The following is a 15588-nucleotide window of genomic DNA, read 5'->3' as shown; positions in this document are numbered from 1 at the left end:
GTTAGGCTGTCGAACTTAAACAAATGTGAGTATTTCCAGTGCGCTAGCAGTGCACTGTTGTGGCTATACTGGTTGGTATGCCCAATTTTAGGTTGTAAGGATAGAGGTATGGGAACACTGAATCGGATCGGCGGCGTATTGGCAGGGTTAATGGTTGCCGGAAGTGTATGGGCAGCCCCGCAGGTGGCAACATTGAAAGATGGCCGCCAGGTCGTATTACATGACGATTTTACCTGGCAGTATGTTGTGCCCGTTGAGCAAAGGCAGCATCCGGTTGCCGAACAAAAAGCCGAGCCAAAACCTAATTTGGCAGCTCCGGTAGCGCCAGCAGCACCGGCTGTTATTACTGCGGTACCTGTGGTCACTGCGGCTAAAGGTGTGCAATTTACGGTTGGTGAGAATAAAAACATTCAGCAGTTAAGTCGCTCTGGTGTTGATGTGTTACTGCGACCTGCCTCTTACCGCAATGGCGAGCTGGTGATCCCGACCTCGTTAACTAACCAGAGCACAGAGTCGGTTGTGCTGGTCGAGGTGGATGTGACCGTATATAACCCGCAGGGCCGTGAGTTAGCTAACCAACAATCTAAGATTTGGACGTCAGTTAAGCGTATGGCCGAAACTTACTTCCGTCCTAAAACCCAGGAGAAAGGCAAACCAATCGTTGTGAAGGTGCCTGAGGCCAAGGAATACTTTATCAAGACTGAAATTATCGAAGTTGAGCACTGGTAATTGATAGGGTCATCTGTGTTCACAAATTAGAGCCTACGGTCGGGCTGTTGATTGATAAGCCCTATATCGAGGCGTAGATTAGTACGGTCTGAATAACAGAGAGTTCAAACGTGTTTACTTACATATTGGAAATGGTATGCATTGTTGCTTTTGCTCTCAGCGGCGTACTGGTTGAATCGAATCGAGGCAAAGATATTGTCAGCGTATTGCTGCTTGGCTGGGTAACAGCCTTAGGCGGTGGTACGCTTCGCGATATTATTATCAATACCGAGCAGGTCTTCTGGATCCGCGATCCTATGTATTTCTGGGTTGCATTGGTAAGCGCATGTGTCGGTTTTTTCCTCATTACCGAAATCAGAAAATCGAAAGTAGAGAAGCTGGTGGTATTTTTTGACACTATCGGCGTTTCTTTGTTTTCAGTCTTAGTTACAGAAAAGCTGTATATAGCTGGCTATGCTGCTTATGTAGCGATTTCTATGGGGATGGTTACAGCCGTTTTCGGGGGCGTACTCAGAGATATTCTTTCCCACCGGACAAACATGTTTAGTAATACGGAACTCTACGCCACACCGGTAATACTGGGAAGCAGCCTATATGTCTTACTCTATAATCTGGGTGTCTGGGAGCATCTGGCCGCAGTATTGTCGATAACATTCTCTGTTAGCTTGCGGTTGTATTTCATCGCAAAGAAAATTCGGTATCCAAGTTTTCTGATTTTGAAATAGCCTTATCAATGACGCTTATATTTTAACAGCTCCAATTCAATCTCCCGATTGTTGACCGTCAGTAACAGATCAAGGCTTTTGGGATAGTCGGTATTTGTGCTTTTCACATAAGCGGCAAGCAACTTTACATCGTCCGGGCGCGGCTTATAGCTTAGGTTCGGAAACTTATCATAAATAGTCACAATGGCATCTTTCAGTGTTTGCGTATCTGTCGGGTTCATTGCTGGCGTCATCTCTTTCTGTGTTGTTGTTGTACTTTTCATATTACCGATTAGGTAAAGCTCACCTGTTTCAGACCAGACGCATTTTATGGGGTAATTATGACAATCGAGTTGCAACAGAGGTGTTATGCAATCAATGTTTGGGGAAGGTGTTGTGTATATTTAACTTGCCGTCTCCCCGGTGCAATAGCAGTAGGTCGAGGAGACAGCAGCACTAACGTAGAGTGCCAAACCACGGCTAAGACGCTTTCTTAAGTGCCTTTTTCAATTTCTTCAGCTTGCCCTCTTGCTTGGCTACTTTAGCTTTGCGTGCTTTGATCTCTTTTTTCAGTGATTTTACTTCTTTTGAAGCCTTAGCCATTTTGTATCTCCTTGAGATTTTGCGTGCAGGCGAAATTGCCTCATGCCGCCGATGATGACGTACGTATATACCCAAGCTACCTCAAGATGCTCGTTTCAGCGAGAATTGCTTGGCTTGTAGGCTAGGCGCCGATTTGAAGATCTAGTGGCTCTAAATCAATAATCGGTAACAACGCATGGAAGCCAAGTAAACTCGCCCTTTGGGAGTGAGCCAGCGAATCCTGCATCTTGAGGTAGCTTGGGTATATACAAAAATAGCTGATAGAACCAAGTTGTGTAGGTACTCGAAGTCGCCGTGTGCTTGTTAGTTCGTTGACAATGGGAGAGAACGTATTTTTATCAAAAAAAATTTGAGAGTGTTTGGTTTATTACTGGGTTTTTTATCAATTATTGATGAGCCATAATTTCATCATCGAACATTGATATGAAAACACAAGGATAAAACCTAATGAGTAAATTGACGATTGTTGCCAAAATTGAAGCCAAACCTGAAAGTATTGAATTGGTTAAGGCCGAGCTACTGAAACTTATTGAACCGACTCGTCAAGAAGCCGGATGTATTCAGTATGATTTGCACCAAGACAACACTAACCCAGAGGTTTTTGTCTTCTATGAAAACTGGGAAAGTCGGGAGCTTTGGCAAGCGCATATGAATAATGACCACCTGAAAGCGTATATGGAAGCGACTGAAGGGGCTGTGGCTAACTTCACTCTCAATGAGATGGCGGTAATCGGATAGTTATAGGATTTAGTATTGATTGCATTGTCACAGACAGGATTCTTAGCCAGATTATAAGTCCACGGCAATGTAATCAAACTCATACTCAATTGTAGTTCTTCCGCAATTCACGACGAATATGCCAGCTTTGAGCTTGGTGTCATATTTGTGCTTATCTTTTACCCGTCTATAATGCTTTTTCTCATTGCGCGGGCATTGGTTGAGTGCAGATCATGACTCGATAATAAAAGAAGAACTTTCAATATGATGGACATGGTGTCGTCTATTACAAGAGCAGACTACTTTGCAGCTTTCAGGCGGCATGCTGCATTTTTGCTTGTTGTTTTGTTATGTCTTGGTGTCTGGTGGCAGTTTGTTCGCTGGTATGAGTCCTACCTCCAACATGAGTCGATGGTTGAGACGCGTGCAGAGCTTAACCAGTATGCTCAGAGCCTTTCGTCTGCTGTGAATAATCGTCTGACGTTACTACATGCCTTGTCATCATTTGTTGAAACCGACATTGTCCACTACAAGACCCTTACCGCAGAGTCTGAAAAACAGGCCAAGATTTTTTTGGCCGGATTGCGTTCCTCTGAAAAAGGTATCCGCAATTTTGCCATTGCTCCCGGAGGTGTGATTAGTTTTGTTTTCCCGCTGGCAGGCAACGAGAGGGCATTGGGCCATGACTTGATTAATGACTATCAAGCAGGTGTCAGAACGGTTTCTTTGCGGGCGATTAGTAGTCGAGATATCGCACATTCAGATCCGTACGAACTTCGCCAGGGTGGATTGGGTTTTGTAGCTCGAAAAGCCATATATGATGATGGTGGTTATTGGGGGCTTGTCAGTATGGTGCTAGATATGGTGCCAATTATTGAAGAAGCGGGAATGATGGAAGCGGAAACTAATCTTGCTATGGCGATCAGGGATAGCCAGGAACAGGTTTTCTTTGGTTCACCCCAAGTATTTGAACAGTCGGAATTGATCAAGCAGGTCAATATGCCAGATGGTTACTGGGAGATAGCGGCTATTCCGTTACCGAGCAGTAGCAGTATAACCAAGCTGTTGGTCTTTAAAACAATAACGGCAGCGTTTCTAGTATTGCTATGCGGGCTTGGATTTAAGTTGCTCCCGGTAAGCAAGAAACCGCTGATTGATAGCACCTATTTGCAGAAAAGTACACCGCAGCCGAAATCTCAGACCAACTATTCTATCTATACCTCATTCTCAGCACCTGGCTGGCTGCCCCCTTTGATGACCTCGACGGCAATTATTGCCGCAGTGATCGGCTTTAACAGCTTTATGAAGGGGAGTGATGATATGGTGCAAAAGTATCAACTCACCCGGTCAATAGGGCAAGTAACCAATAACCTCGAGCGTAAGTTGGATGCGGATCGAGAATATTTGTTGTTAATCGCGCAGGAACTGGCACATGGTAGCCTTGATATTTCCTCTTTTCAGGCCAGAGTATCTCGCTATGTCAATGACCACGCAGGATTGATCAATGTTACTTGGGCCGATAGCGAATTTGTTATTCGTCATACTGCACCACTTGAAGGCAACCAGCAGGTACTAGGCCTTAAACTCTCTTTGCCCGAGCCTGAACGAGCATCAAGACTGGCTTATAAAAGTCACAAACCAACTTATACCAAGCCATTCATGGTTATCCAGGGAAAAGCGGCGTTTGAACTGTATGTTCCGATCTTTAAGGACGGCGAGTTTCTGGGGACTTTGGGAGGCGTTTACTCGATCAAGGAGCTGGTCGATAGCGAGATCTCACAAGTGTTAGCTTCACGCTATGAAATAGAAGTGCTTAACACGACAGGTGATGTTTTCTATCAGAAAAGTGACGGTCAGAACACGGCAAGTTTATCTAAAGTGGTTCCGATTAAGCCAACGCCTGGCAGTTTGTGGCTTCGGTTGAGCGCCTATGAACAAGGTCCAAACCAGAGTGCGAAACTCTTTATGATGCTGACCGTTGTACTGGCTGGCGGGGTTGGGCTGAGTATGTGGTTGCAGTTTCGCGAAAGCTACAAGCAGTGGCAGATAAGCAAGACACTACAGGAAATACAGCAACAGTTTCATGCGATCGCTCAGGCAGCACCAACTGCCGTGATGATGCTCAAGTTAGATGCAAACGAGTTTCTCTATGCGAATGGCCAGGCTCACGAATTCTTCAGTCTGTCGGGGGCATCCATTCTTGGGCGGGGTATTGATGATGTGTTCCAAAATTCAGATGAAACCCAATCATTCTTGTCTGTCATTGGTGACCAAAAACGTCTTGATAATCTAGAACTGCAGATGAAGAAGTCCAGTGGGGAGATTTTTTGGGCGTCACTTTCATTCCGGCAGGTTGACCATGAAGGGGAAACGGCCCTTGTGCTCAGTATCTATGATCTTACCGAGCGTAAGCGCTATGAAAACCAGCTTTACCATCAGGCCAATTATGACAACTTAACCGGACTGCCGAACCGGGTACTGGCTTTCGAACGGCTGGATCGTGCTTTGGAAACGGCTGAGCAGGAACAGAACTTAGTTGCTCTGCTGTTTATTGATTTAGACCTGTTCAAGAATGTGAATGATAGCCTTGGCCACCGTGCCGGGGATCAACTGCTGGTTGAGGTTGCCAGACGTTTGTCTGGATGTGTACGTGAAAGCGATACCGTCGCTCGCTTGGGCGGTGATGAGTTCACTATTATCTTGCCGGGACTAAAAGGTATCTCTGATGCCGAGCGGGTGGCCAGGAAAGTGACTGAAGCATGTGCAATGCCTTTGTTACTCGATGGGAGCGAAGTGTCAATCAGTGCCAGCGTCGGTATTACAATGTTTCCTGAAGATGGTTTGAACTATGAGCAGTTGATACACAATGCTGATATAGCGATGTACAAAAGTAAGGAGGCGGGGCGTAACCAGTTTTATTTTTATACGACTCAGATGAATGAACAGACTCAGGCACAGCTAAAGCTGGAAACCGAGTTGAAGCGGGCGCTGGAGCGTGACGAGTTTACACTGTTCTATCAACCCTTGGTTGCCACAACCAGCTGTGAGGTGGTTGGTGCCGAAGCGTTGTTGCGCTGGCATAACCCGGAGCTTGGACACGTTAGTCCTGCTGAGTTTATTCCTGTGGCCGAATCAACAGGGCTTATTGTGGATATCGGCCTCTGGGTATTAAAAACTGCGTGTATGCAGGCCAAGCAATGGCAGAATGACGAAGGGATGCCGCAGTACGTGGCGGTTAATGTCTCTGGCCATCAGCTGAAGACAGCTGATTTTGTTAAGACTATAGCGCAGGTTCTGGAAGAGACAGGGCTATCACCGACGTCGCTGGAGCTGGAGATCACTGAGAGTGTGCTGTTGGATGATCCTGAGGGTAATCGCAAAACCCTTGAGGAACTTGCAGCCATGGGCGTGCGTCTTGCGATCGATGATTTCGGCACCGGCTATTCTTCGCTGAGTTATTTACGACGCTTCCCGTTTGATACGCTTAAAATTGACCGTTCTTTTATCGGTGATATTGCCGGTGAGGACGAAGCCGCCAAGCTGGTCAGCGCGATTATCTCGATAGCTGATGTACTTGGGCTCAAAACTGTCGCGGAAGGTGTTGAGAACCAAGAGCAGCTGGACTATCTGATAGCTCAAGGGTGCGATTTCTCACAAGGGTTTTATATTGCCAAACCTATGCCGCAAGAGAAATTAGTGCAGGAATATACTTTGTAGAGGCACAGCCGACCAAGCCGTATTTCAGTGCCCAGCCACGATTGAGTTGGGCACTTTTCTTAACTTATCCCGCTCTGCAGCCGTTAGGGATAGACTTCTCTGGCATTAACAGACAAGGAGTAATTTTGTCAGCATAGCCAATATCAAACAGCATTCCTTGGGAGACTTCGCCAGCCATTTTCCGTTCAGGTAAATTCACCACAAACAAAGCTTGTTTACCTTCAATTTCATATGGATCTTCACGCTCCTGTTTGATACCGGCAAGAATAGAGCGAACGTGATCGCCGAAGTCTACCGTCAGCTTCATTAGCTTATCTGATTTTTCTACTTCAGATACGGCGGTAATGGTGCCAGCACGAATATCGAGCTTCTCAAAATCTTCAAAAGTGATTAAATCTTTAATTGGTGCTTGTTTCATGTTGCTGTCCTTAAGGATTTGATTTTCATAGCCTAACACTCTAAGCGTTAGGATGAATTTGCCTGAATCACAAATTTGTCTTATCAGTATTTACCCAACGTGTACCATAAGCGGCAGAGTAGTCTGGTTTAATAATGCCTTCGGCAAGATCGGTCGAATCTTGCAGCGGCCCGACAACCGTACGATAGGGTAGTACCCCAGCCCATACCGGGATATCTAAATCGGCGCGGTCATCATTGACGCCATTATTGCCAATTTTCACTGAAGCCTCATCGAGCGATATTGAGAGCAGCTCGGTAGCCGTCAGCTCTTTTTCGTTGCCAAGGCGGATATGCTCGGTGCGTCCCGGCGCAATTTGTTCAATGAACAGGTTGAGTAGCCTGTCTTTTTCCCGATTATCTTCGATGACTTCAAACTGGCCGAACACCACTGCCGAGCGATAATGGGCACTGTGGTGCATTGCTGAGCGTGCCAGCACCCAGCCGTCAAACAAGGTAAATGTCAGGCAGGTTTGCTGGCCTTTTTTGAGGTTTCTGAGCAAGCGGCTGTTTCGGGCTCCATGGATATAGACTTTGTCGCCAATTCGCCACGCCAGCATCGGGATCACGACCGGTGTATCGGAATCGATGATCGCGACATGGGCCAGCATGCTTTCGTCGATAATATTGTAAAGCTCGTTTACATCGAAGTTCGCTTTATGGGCACCTTTTTTAATTGTTGTTCGTGTTGTTTTCGATAGCATAGTGACTTTCTCCGTAGTCCGTATGTTGGCAATATATCGACCAACTGGTATTTTGAAGAGAGCCAGTTTTGTTAATTCTATGGATCCAGTTAATGCAGCCCATCGATATCGGAGATTTTGCTCTTTCGCCACACAGTGAAACGCTACAACAGGCACTTTTTGAGGCTGTGAGAAGCAGAATTTTGAACGGGTTATGGTGTAACGGCGGTAAGTTACCCTCGACTCGCAAGTTTGCCGATGCGCTTGGTATCAGTCGAAATACCGTGATTGCAGCATACGACCAGTTAGCGGCCGAGGGGTATATAGAGAGCCGCAAGGGAGCGGGCTTTTTTGTCATGGTGAACATCCCTGACCGTTATATTCAGATGGATCCTGGTCTAACTTCGGAGATGACAAGTAGCCTGCAATCTACTAATCAGCTTACTCAGCAAGCGCTATCCTCGTTTTCTTCCTTGAATCAGCCATTTGCGCCAGGTATTCCTGATTTAAAAGCATTTCCCTACAACAAGTGGCAGCGGGTTGTACAAAGGCACCTGACTCGCCCGTTGCTGTCGGGACACAGTGATCTTCAGGGGTTGCCGAGCCTGAGGCAGGCTTTGAGTGACTATCTGTCATCCAGCCGCTCGGTTGATTGTGAGCCGGGCAGGATCATTATTACCTCGGGCGCACAGCAGGCACTGTCTATCGCGATTATGGCTACCTTAAAACCTAGGCAGAAAGTGATGATCGAGAATCCTGGCTATGCACAGGTGAGAAAGGCACTGGAGCTGTCTCGGGTTGAATTATTTCCGGTGACCGTAGCTCCCTATCATGGACTCAGGCTGGATGAAGTAAGGCAGCATCATGCCGATGCTCTCTATATCACCCCGAGCAACCAATATCCGCTGGGCACGAGCCTGAATACCGAACAGCGATTAGCGCTTATCGAGTGGGCAAGCCAACATAACAGCTGGATCATTGAGGATGATTACGATAGCGAGTTTCAGTTTGCTCATCGTCCTTATACCTCACTGCAGGGGTTGGCTAGCCAGGCTGGTGGAATGAATCGTTGTATCTATATTGGTTCGTTTAGCAAAACGATGTTTAACGCATTGAGGATCGGTTACATGGTGGTGCCGGAATCCTTGGTTGAAACTTGCCTGACGATTAAAGATGCCATTAGTGGTGATACGCCGAATCATCTCCAGGCGGCTCTGGCTGATTTTATTATTGAAGGTGATTTGCTGCGGCATATTCGTAAAACGCGCCGGTTATACCATGAGAAATATGATGTGATGGTGGCAGCAATAAATCAGCACTTTGGTCAGCGCTGGGAAGTTATCAGCCAGCCAGCAGGATTGCATATAACTGTAAGGTGGCTTGGCGGGCCTTCAGAACAGGCATTTAGTATCGCTGCCGAAGAGCAGGGTATTATCGTTCGCCCACTTGATTACTATGAACACATGCCAGAAATAGCCCAGTCTCAACGCGAGTGGCAGTCTGTTGTGCTGGGGTTTGGCAATGTTGCACTAGACGACATTGAGCCACTGATCATAAAACTGAGAGCTTGTTTTGACTGATGTTCGAATGGTAAAGCTTACTCTAAAACAGCCTGGCGAATTTCCTCAATTAGAAGACGGGTACGGTGAGCCATATGAAGGCGAGCGGGATAGAGCAGTGAAATTGGCATTGGCTGCTGCGACCACTCATCGAGTATAGGGATTAGCCTGCCTTGCTTGACCAACACGTTTGCCGTTAATTCGGCCATTAGCCCTATGCCGAAATTCTGTTCAATTAACTGGTTATAGCTAGAGATAGTATTAGCTTGGTGCCGGTAGTTGGGAATGAAGTCAAACTGCTGATTTTGAGGCCCGTAGAGAGTGACTGATTCCATCTGGTTCATTTTGCGTAAGCATATCCAATCGAGGTGGCTAAGCTGCTCAGGGTGCTGGGGGAGCGGTTGCTCTAGCTGTGGGCTGGCGTATATTTTAAGCCGGGTCTTGGTTAATGGCAGTGATATCAGGCTTGAATCGGGCATGACGCCGGAACGTATTGCTAAGTCTATTGAGTCATCAATAACGGCAAGGGATTCTTCTGTGATCAATAAATCAAATGTAACGCCAGGATACTTGGTATGAAAGGACTTCAGAATAGGCAGCAAAAGGCATTCATAGAAATCATTGGTTGTCGTGATTCGAATTGTCCCTTTCATTTCCTCGGCAAAGCTTTTTACTTCTTCAATGCCTGAAAGGCCATTACGTAATAGCTGTTTAGCATGCTGATACAAGGCCGTGCCTTCGGCAGTCACTGTTACTTTGCGCGTACTACGGTGAAATAACTTGACCCCTAAATATACTTCAAGACGTTTGATCTGCTCGCTGACTTTACCGCGGGGCATATCCAGGCGTTTGCCTGCCTGAGTAAAGCTACCTGTTTCAACAACAGCGGCAAAAATAGCCATTGGTTTTAAGTAGTTCAATAACATTCATTGATACCTTTTTAGGATCATAACGAATGGATATTAGCGACTAATCGGTGCAGTAAGCAAGTGTCATAATGTCGCTGTTTTTATTAGGAGAGATAGTTATGACAGTACAGACACTGGCTTTAATAGGGGCTACAGGGCGTTCAGGGCAGCAGGTGATTAAAGAAGCCTTGGCTCGAGGTTATCACTTGCGTGTGTTGGCAAGAACACCAGAGAAAGTAGAAAAACACCCGAAGATTACTGTCATTCAAGGCGATGCTCGCAGTGACGAGAGTTTAACTGAGCTATTGGATGGCGCAGATGCGGTGGTCTCGACGTTAGGACCTGCGGGTATAAACCAGAGTATTAAGATAGCGAAAGAAGCTGCCAAGGAAATGCTTTGCTATAACAGCACTAAAACCTTGTTGCCCTTGATGAAGAAGAACGGCATTCGTCGGTTTGTGTTGACCGGTGGTGCGAGCCTGCAACAGTCCGATGACAATAACAGTATTTTTATTCATTTTATGCTGACCAAGGTTGCCCCAAAGATGCTGGGAGCCTTGTGTGTTGACCGTGAGAAGGAATACCAACTTCTGAGCCAATCAGATATAGATTGGACGATAGCACGTTGTGGCGGTATGAGCGATAAGCCATCTGATAGTCCGCTTAAATCTAGCATCAGCAAATTTCAAGGTGGCAAAATATCAACCCAGCACATTGCGCGTTTTTTGCTGGACCAGCTTGACGATAAGCAGTTCTATCGCAAGGCGGTATACATCGCGAGTTGATTTTTGCTCTTGTTAGATTTTTCTGATGAGACTCCAATGATTGACATTAAAAATTTCAAACTCGGCAAGACAGCCCCTGACCATGCAATTCACAGGGGCGTAATGGAGAAGTACAAGAGCGGGTTAGTTTCAGCTGAAATTGATTGGACTATTTATCTTCGCCTGAAAGAAATGCACCATCGAGCTTGCAGAATGCAACCAGCAGATTTACTGCAGCGGCATAGAAACCGAAGCTATCGCGTGACTCGCAGGATTTGGCAAAAGTGGGTAACCAGTTTAGCAGCATGGTATTGATGAAATTAAGCTGTGCTTGCATCACCTGCTCGGCTTTTTCCTCACTTTCCTGATTATTGGCAAGAATGATCAGGTTACCTATGAAATCGAGTTCGACTGCAACATGATCTGCCGGCTCGTTAAACTCTTTGCGTTGGACAATATTGTATTCACTCATCAGCGTGCTCATATCCTGCGCAGGCTTATCATTGAGCAATCCGCTTTCTCCTACGTATATTGAAGCATAGGGAAGTGCACCGGTTTTTGGCGTACTCAGAAACAGGCCGCAGAAATCAGCAGCGAGTTCAAGCTGTGCATCTTCACGCGTCTCGAGGCGTTTCAGTGCATCACGAAATGTATCTACAGGCTGCTTTAGCTCTGTTGTTTTTCCAAGGCCAGATAAGAAGGTGTGCATCTCGTAACCTAAATAGTGGTTGATATCATCTTCTGTCAACTCTCTGGCGAGAAGAGAAGATAACCACCAGTAGATTTCTGCACGTTGCTCGTTGAACTCAATTAACTCTTGCATGGAAACTCCAGAATTAAGAAGCGCTGACAGCTTTGGTTGGTTCTGTCAGGCTGCTTGATATCTATTTAGATTGAACAGTAATCAAGAAAAAGCCTCGCATAAGTGAGGCTTTGATCTTAGAGGTCAGTGTGAGAAATATTAGGCTTCAACTTCCTGCGGGCCGCCAAAAGCGGTAACTGCAGGTGCTTTGCCAACGAACTTCTCAACTTCAACGATACAGGTGTGCGCACTGGTTGCCTGAGATAGCTTAGAGGCTCCCAAGTCCAGGCTCAGTGTATTAGGATCGCCGTAGGTATCAAGTGAGCCGACTTTCTCATCTTGAGGGCCGTACCAGGCACCTTCATAGATACGCATTACGCCAGGCATATAATCCGGCGTCACTACGGCACCGGCCAGTAACTGACCACGGTCGTTGTGTACACGAACGATGTCGCCATCTTTAATGCCGCGCGCTTTAGCATCTTCAGGGCTCATGTAAATTGGTTCACGGCCCTGAACGGTATAAGTTGCACGGTACTCTTCCGATTCACATAGCTGCGAGTGCAGGCGTTGATCCGGGTGACAAGACTGCAATTGAAGTGGGTACTTATTAGAGCCCGGACCACCGTGACTACGCTCGACTTTTTCAAACCACATAGGGTGGCCCTTACAGTCGTTATAGCCGTATTTCGCGATCTTGTTGGAGAAGATTTCGATCAGGCCTGAAGCGGTACCCAATGCGTATTCTTCTGGATCTTCGCGGAAGTCAGCGTGGCGAACCCAAGGCTTGCCCTTACCAAACTCAACAAACCCTTCTTCCCAGAACTTCTCGAATTCAGGCATCTCAAATTTGCCTTTGTTGGCTTTGCGGCAGTTTTTGTAGATTTCCTTCAGCCACTGCATTTCATTCATGCCGCGGGTGTACTCGCGATCTTTGCCGAAGCGCTTGGTTAGTTCGGTGAAGATCTCGAAGTCACTTTTCGCTTCGAACTGAGGTTCAACCAGCTTCTGCATCGCAATAATACCGCGGGCAGAATAGGAGCCGTATACGTCGATATCGTTACGCTCGAATGGTGTTGTTGCTGGCAGAACGATGTCAGAGAAACGGCATGTTGCTGTCCAGCGGTAATCAACAGAAACCACTGTTTCCAGTGATTGTTGTGCCTGCTTCATGCGGTTGCGGTCTTGATGGTGATGCCACGGGTTATTACCGCTAAATACCATCATCTTGATTTCAGGCAGTTTCACCTTCTTGCCGTTATAGTCGATGGTCTCGCCCGGATTCACCAGGCTATCTACCCAACGCGCAACCGGGATCACTTTGCTAAAGCCGTTAAATTTCTCACCGTGAACTGGCTTGTAGCCTTTATCCGGCGTTGAAGGGAATGCACCCGGACCTGCAGCACCCGAAGACGGTACACCGATAGAGCTGTAGTGGTGGGCGTAAGAGATACCGCCGCCAGGAAGACCGATTTGACCGAGCATAGAGGCCAGTACCGCTGCCATCCAGTAAGGCTGCTCACCATGTTGCTGACGCTGTACACACCAGCCTAGCATTAGCTGGGTACGGTCTGCTGCCATCGCACGGGCTAGCTGGCGGATGTCGTCAGCCGGTACGCCACAGATCTTGGCAGCCCACTCAGGTGTTTTCTCGATCTTGTCTTCGGTTTTACCCATCAGGTAAGGAACAAACTTCTCATAACCCATTGTGTATTCGTCAAGGAAATCGACGTCAGCCAGATCTTCAGTTGCCAGGGTATGGGCAATCGCCATCATCAGGGCAACGTCAGTTTGCGGGTTGATGCGCATTTGCTCACAACCGAGGAACTTCTGGGTTTTGGTGGCTACCGGATCAATGCTGATCACGCGGATGTCACCGCTGGCAATTTTGGCTTTCAGAGTGTCCAGGTGTGGGTAGGCTTCGTGAGTCTCACAGTTCCAGCCTACCTGCAGGTTTTTCACCGGATCGTTCGCCCATAGTACCAGGAACTTGGTCTCGTTCAGGATGTGCTGCCAGGAAGTACCTTGCGCATAAACTTCGGAGTTGCCCAGTACGTAAGGAAGGATGTGCTGACCGGCACCAGTAGAGTAGTCACCGACTTTTTTGGTAAAGGAACCGTGGTAGGCAATAGCACGCTGCATATGGTTACCAGCGCTGTGCAGAGCACCGGTTGAACGCCAGCCAGTTTGACCGGCATGAAGCGCTGAAGAGCCATAAGTTTTCTGAACGCGATCTAGCTCGCTATGGAAAAGGTCCAGGGCCTTATCCCAGCTAACACGTACAAAACGGTTATCACCACGCTTGCTGGTGTCGCTCTTGCTGCCATTTTTTAGCCAATCGACGCGTACCATAGGGTAGCGGACACGAGATGGATTGTAGATCATCCCTTTCATGCCGTTAAGCATGTCAGTTGGGTGGGTATCTAGTTCAAAGGGTTTAATTTCAGCTACACGTCCATTTTCGATACGAGCACGAAATGCGCCCCAGTGCGAACCAGTCAGTTTCCACTGTGGTGCGTCCGCTGCCATCGCCTTGCTGGCAGTTAGCAAACTCGGGCCTACAACTACGCCTGCGGCACCGGCGGTAATACCTTTCAAAAAGTCACGGCGTTTCAGGTTAAAACTTGAACCACTCATGATAGCCTCGCTTATCAGTTATTATTGATACCAAGCTGAACAATTAATTTTTGCCAAGAGGCATCCTAACCATTCGGTTTGGTTTTAGGGGAAGGAGGGCGCCGATAACGACCTCCAAGCTTAGTTAGTGATCGTTGCTATAGTCCGAAGAGTGCATCTGCAGGTAGCGCAGAACAACTTGCTCTTCTTCTTTTTCGAAGTCGGCGAAATCAAGCATGCCTTTGAACATTCCTACCCAGGTGTTTGAGTCAAAATGCGCCTCTGCAGGTTGTGAGTGACAACGGCTGCACGTTGCGGTGTAGGCTTCCTTGGCATATTCCCAAATTGGCTCAACCTCTTCGACCAGGTCGGTTTTGTCCGTCCATAGGGTAAAGTCGACGTTCTGCCAGGTGATGCTGGTATCTTCGTCTTCTTTGGCATCAAGGACATTAAAGAAGCCTTTGGTTTTGGCGACTTTACGCTGAAGTGAAGCGACACGAATATTGCGGGCAAAGTCTTGCATAATGATTTTGCCGCTGCCTTTTTTCTTGCGCCAACCGGTAATTTTGACTTCAATGGCGTCGCCTTGGCTGCTGACGACTTCCACTGGCACGGATGAGATCATCAAGCCCGCTTTTTTCGTCATCTCCGGATCCAGGAACAGTTCCTTGTTGTGCAGCGTATAGTAGGTGTTCCCGTTACGAACCGACGTTTCCAGAGCCTGCGTGTTCAGATCATCCATAATGGCTTTGTAGCCAGCGGACATATCCGGCATGTGGTGAGCAATACCTTTGTGACAGTCGATGCAGCTTTGATCGTTTTTGGCTGCATCCATCATCTGATCGCGGGCATCAGCCGACATCTTGTCAAAGTCCATGCTGTTATAGTCATGGCAACTGCGGCATTCGGCGGAGCCGTTTTCAGACATTCGTGCCCATTCGCGTTTCGCCATTTCCAGACGTTTTTTGCTGAACTTCTCAGGTGTATCGACTTCGCCGGTTAGCTTGGCCCATAACTCCATTGAAGCCTGAGCTTTACGCGCTATCTTGTCGGTAAAATTGTGCGGAACATGGCAGTCCGGACAAGTTGCGCGTACACCGGTACGGTTTTTAAAGTGGATAGTACTTTGTAGTTCTTGGTAGACGTTGTTTTCCATTTCATGACAACCAATGCAGAATTGTTCCTGATTGGTGTATTCAAGACCGGCATCAAAAGTCGTCCAGAATCCGATACCGCCAACAAAGCCGGCCAGGATCAAAATACCTAAACCGATGGTTTTACTGGGTGTAAAGAAATGTTGCAGTATTTGCTTAATAGATTTCATTATTTT

General features: G+C 47.2%; 14 protein-coding genes. 6 read left to right on the top strand and 8 right to left on the bottom strand.

The genetic code is table 11. The features are described from left to right. The first annotated feature begins 108 nt into the window (after positions 1–108). On the top strand, positions 109–729 hold the full coding sequence (locus tag L4D19_RS11355; protein WP_428452556.1) for a DUF3157 family protein: 621 nt from the start codon (positions 109–111) through the stop codon (positions 727–729). A 110-nt stretch (positions 730–839) separates the two neighbouring features. After that, positions 840–1454, top strand: coding sequence for a trimeric intracellular cation channel family protein (locus L4D19_RS11350; protein WP_428452555.1), 615 nt, complete (start codon positions 840–842; stop codon positions 1452–1454). A 5-nt stretch (positions 1455–1459) separates the two neighbouring features. On the opposite strand, the gene L4D19_RS11345 is transcribed toward L4D19_RS11350, so the two are convergent. Beyond that, positions 1460–1717, bottom strand: coding sequence for a hypothetical protein (locus L4D19_RS11345; RefSeq protein ID WP_428452554.1), 258 nt, complete (start codon positions 1715–1717; stop codon positions 1460–1462). 196 nt (positions 1718–1913) lie between these two features. Next, entirely contained in the window at positions 1914–2036 is a 123-nt protein-coding gene (locus tag L4D19_RS11340; protein ID WP_275690362.1) for a hypothetical protein, read from the bottom strand. A gap of 447 nt (positions 2037–2483) precedes the next feature. On the opposite strand from L4D19_RS11340, the gene L4D19_RS11335 reads away from it, so the two are divergent. Continuing rightward, positions 2484–2774, top strand: coding sequence for a putative quinol monooxygenase (locus L4D19_RS11335; protein ID WP_428452553.1), 291 nt, complete (start codon positions 2484–2486; stop codon positions 2772–2774). Between the two features lie 243 nt (positions 2775–3017). Continuing rightward, positions 3018–6470, top strand: a complete 3453-nt coding sequence (locus L4D19_RS11330) for an EAL domain-containing protein (protein WP_428452552.1) — start codon at positions 3018–3020, stop codon at positions 6468–6470. A 64-nt stretch (positions 6471–6534) separates the two neighbouring features. On the opposite strand, the gene L4D19_RS11325 is transcribed toward L4D19_RS11330, so the two are convergent. Further along, positions 6535–6888, bottom strand: coding sequence for a tRNA-binding protein (locus tag L4D19_RS11325; RefSeq protein WP_428452551.1), 354 nt, complete (start codon positions 6886–6888; stop codon positions 6535–6537). A 67-nt stretch (positions 6889–6955) separates the two neighbouring features. Next, complete coding sequence (locus L4D19_RS11320) at positions 6956–7630, bottom strand: pyridoxamine 5'-phosphate oxidase family protein (RefSeq protein ID WP_428452550.1); 675 nt, start codon at positions 7628–7630, stop codon at positions 6956–6958. Between the two features lie 92 nt (positions 7631–7722). Between L4D19_RS11320 and pdxR the strand changes: the two genes are divergently transcribed. Then, positions 7723–9189: a MocR-like pyridoxine biosynthesis transcription factor PdxR gene (gene pdxR, locus L4D19_RS11315; protein WP_428452549.1), complete on the top strand. Its 1467-nt coding sequence runs from the start codon at positions 7723–7725 to the stop codon at positions 9187–9189. 17 nt (positions 9190–9206) lie between these two features. Here the strand turns inward: pdxR and L4D19_RS11310 are convergent, their stop codons facing one another. Beyond that, positions 9207–10094 (bottom strand): LysR family transcriptional regulator, encoded by an 888-nt coding sequence (locus tag L4D19_RS11310; protein WP_428452548.1) that lies wholly within the window; start codon positions 10092–10094, stop codon positions 9207–9209. Between the two features lie 101 nt (positions 10095–10195). Between L4D19_RS11310 and L4D19_RS11305 the strand changes: the two genes are divergently transcribed. Beyond that, the gene (locus L4D19_RS11305; RefSeq protein WP_428452547.1) at positions 10196–10861 is read left to right on the top strand and encodes an NAD(P)-dependent oxidoreductase; all 666 of its coding nucleotides are present in this window, start codon (positions 10196–10198) and stop codon (positions 10859–10861) included. 148 nt (positions 10862–11009) lie between these two features. Here the strand turns inward: L4D19_RS11305 and torD are convergent, their stop codons facing one another. From torD to torC, 3 genes are all read right to left on the bottom strand, one after another. Then, positions 11010–11663 carry a molecular chaperone TorD gene (gene torD / locus L4D19_RS11300; RefSeq protein ID WP_428452546.1) on the bottom strand — a complete coding sequence of 218 codons (654 nt, stop codon included), beginning with the start codon at positions 11661–11663 and terminating at the stop codon, positions 11010–11012. Between the two features lie 138 nt (positions 11664–11801). After that, positions 11802–14279 (bottom strand): trimethylamine-N-oxide reductase TorA, encoded by a 2478-nt coding sequence (gene torA, locus L4D19_RS11295; RefSeq protein WP_428452545.1) that lies wholly within the window; start codon positions 14277–14279, stop codon positions 11802–11804. A gap of 124 nt (positions 14280–14403) precedes the next feature. Beyond that, complete coding sequence (gene torC, locus L4D19_RS11290; RefSeq protein ID WP_428452544.1) at positions 14404–15582, bottom strand: pentaheme c-type cytochrome TorC; 1179 nt, start codon at positions 15580–15582, stop codon at positions 14404–14406. Between the last annotated feature and the right edge of the window lie 6 nt (positions 15583–15588).

It is taken from the genome of Photobacterium kasasachensis (assembly GCF_050336885.1).
GTDB lineage: Bacteria > Pseudomonadota > Gammaproteobacteria > Enterobacterales > Vibrionaceae > Photobacterium > Photobacterium kasasachensis.
This window is presented reverse-complemented; position numbering and strand designations above follow the sequence as displayed.

What these genes read in the sequence shown, in the direction of transcription:
- L4D19_RS11330 (WP_428452552.1), top strand. Translation starts at nt 3,018, where the DNA reads ATGATGGACATGGTGTCGTCTATTACAAGAGCAGACTACTTTGCAGCT.
- L4D19_RS11355 (WP_428452556.1), top strand. Translation starts at nt 109, where the DNA reads ATGGGAACACTGAATCGGATCGGCGGCGTATTGGCAGGGTTAATGGTT.
- torD (WP_428452546.1), bottom strand. Translation starts at nt 11,663, where the DNA reads ATGCAAGAGTTAATTGAGTTCAACGAGCAACGTGCAGAAATCTACTGG.
- L4D19_RS11340 (WP_275690362.1), bottom strand. Translation starts at nt 2,036, where the DNA reads ATGGCTAAGGCTTCAAAAGAAGTAAAATCACTGAAAAAAGAGATCAAA.
- L4D19_RS11320 (WP_428452550.1), bottom strand. Translation starts at nt 7,630, where the DNA reads ATGCTATCGAAAACAACACGAACAACAATTAAAAAAGGTGCCCATAAA.
- torA (WP_428452545.1), bottom strand. Translation starts at nt 14,279, where the DNA reads ATGAGTGGTTCAAGTTTTAACCTGAAACGCCGTGACTTTTTGAAAGGT.
- L4D19_RS11345 (WP_428452554.1), bottom strand. Translation starts at nt 1,717, where the DNA reads ATGAAAAGTACAACAACAACACAGAAAGAGATGACGCCAGCAATGAAC.
- torC (WP_428452544.1), bottom strand. Translation starts at nt 15,582, where the DNA reads ATGAAATCTATTAAGCAAATACTGCAACATTTCTTTACACCCAGTAAA.
- L4D19_RS11310 (WP_428452548.1), bottom strand. Translation starts at nt 10,094, where the DNA reads ATGTTATTGAACTACTTAAAACCAATGGCTATTTTTGCCGCTGTTGTT.
- pdxR (WP_428452549.1), top strand. Translation starts at nt 7,723, where the DNA reads ATGCAGCCCATCGATATCGGAGATTTTGCTCTTTCGCCACACAGTGAA.
- L4D19_RS11305 (WP_428452547.1), top strand. Translation starts at nt 10,196, where the DNA reads ATGACAGTACAGACACTGGCTTTAATAGGGGCTACAGGGCGTTCAGGG.
- L4D19_RS11325 (WP_428452551.1), bottom strand. Translation starts at nt 6,888, where the DNA reads ATGAAACAAGCACCAATTAAAGATTTAATCACTTTTGAAGATTTTGAG.
- L4D19_RS11335 (WP_428452553.1), top strand. Translation starts at nt 2,484, where the DNA reads ATGAGTAAATTGACGATTGTTGCCAAAATTGAAGCCAAACCTGAAAGT.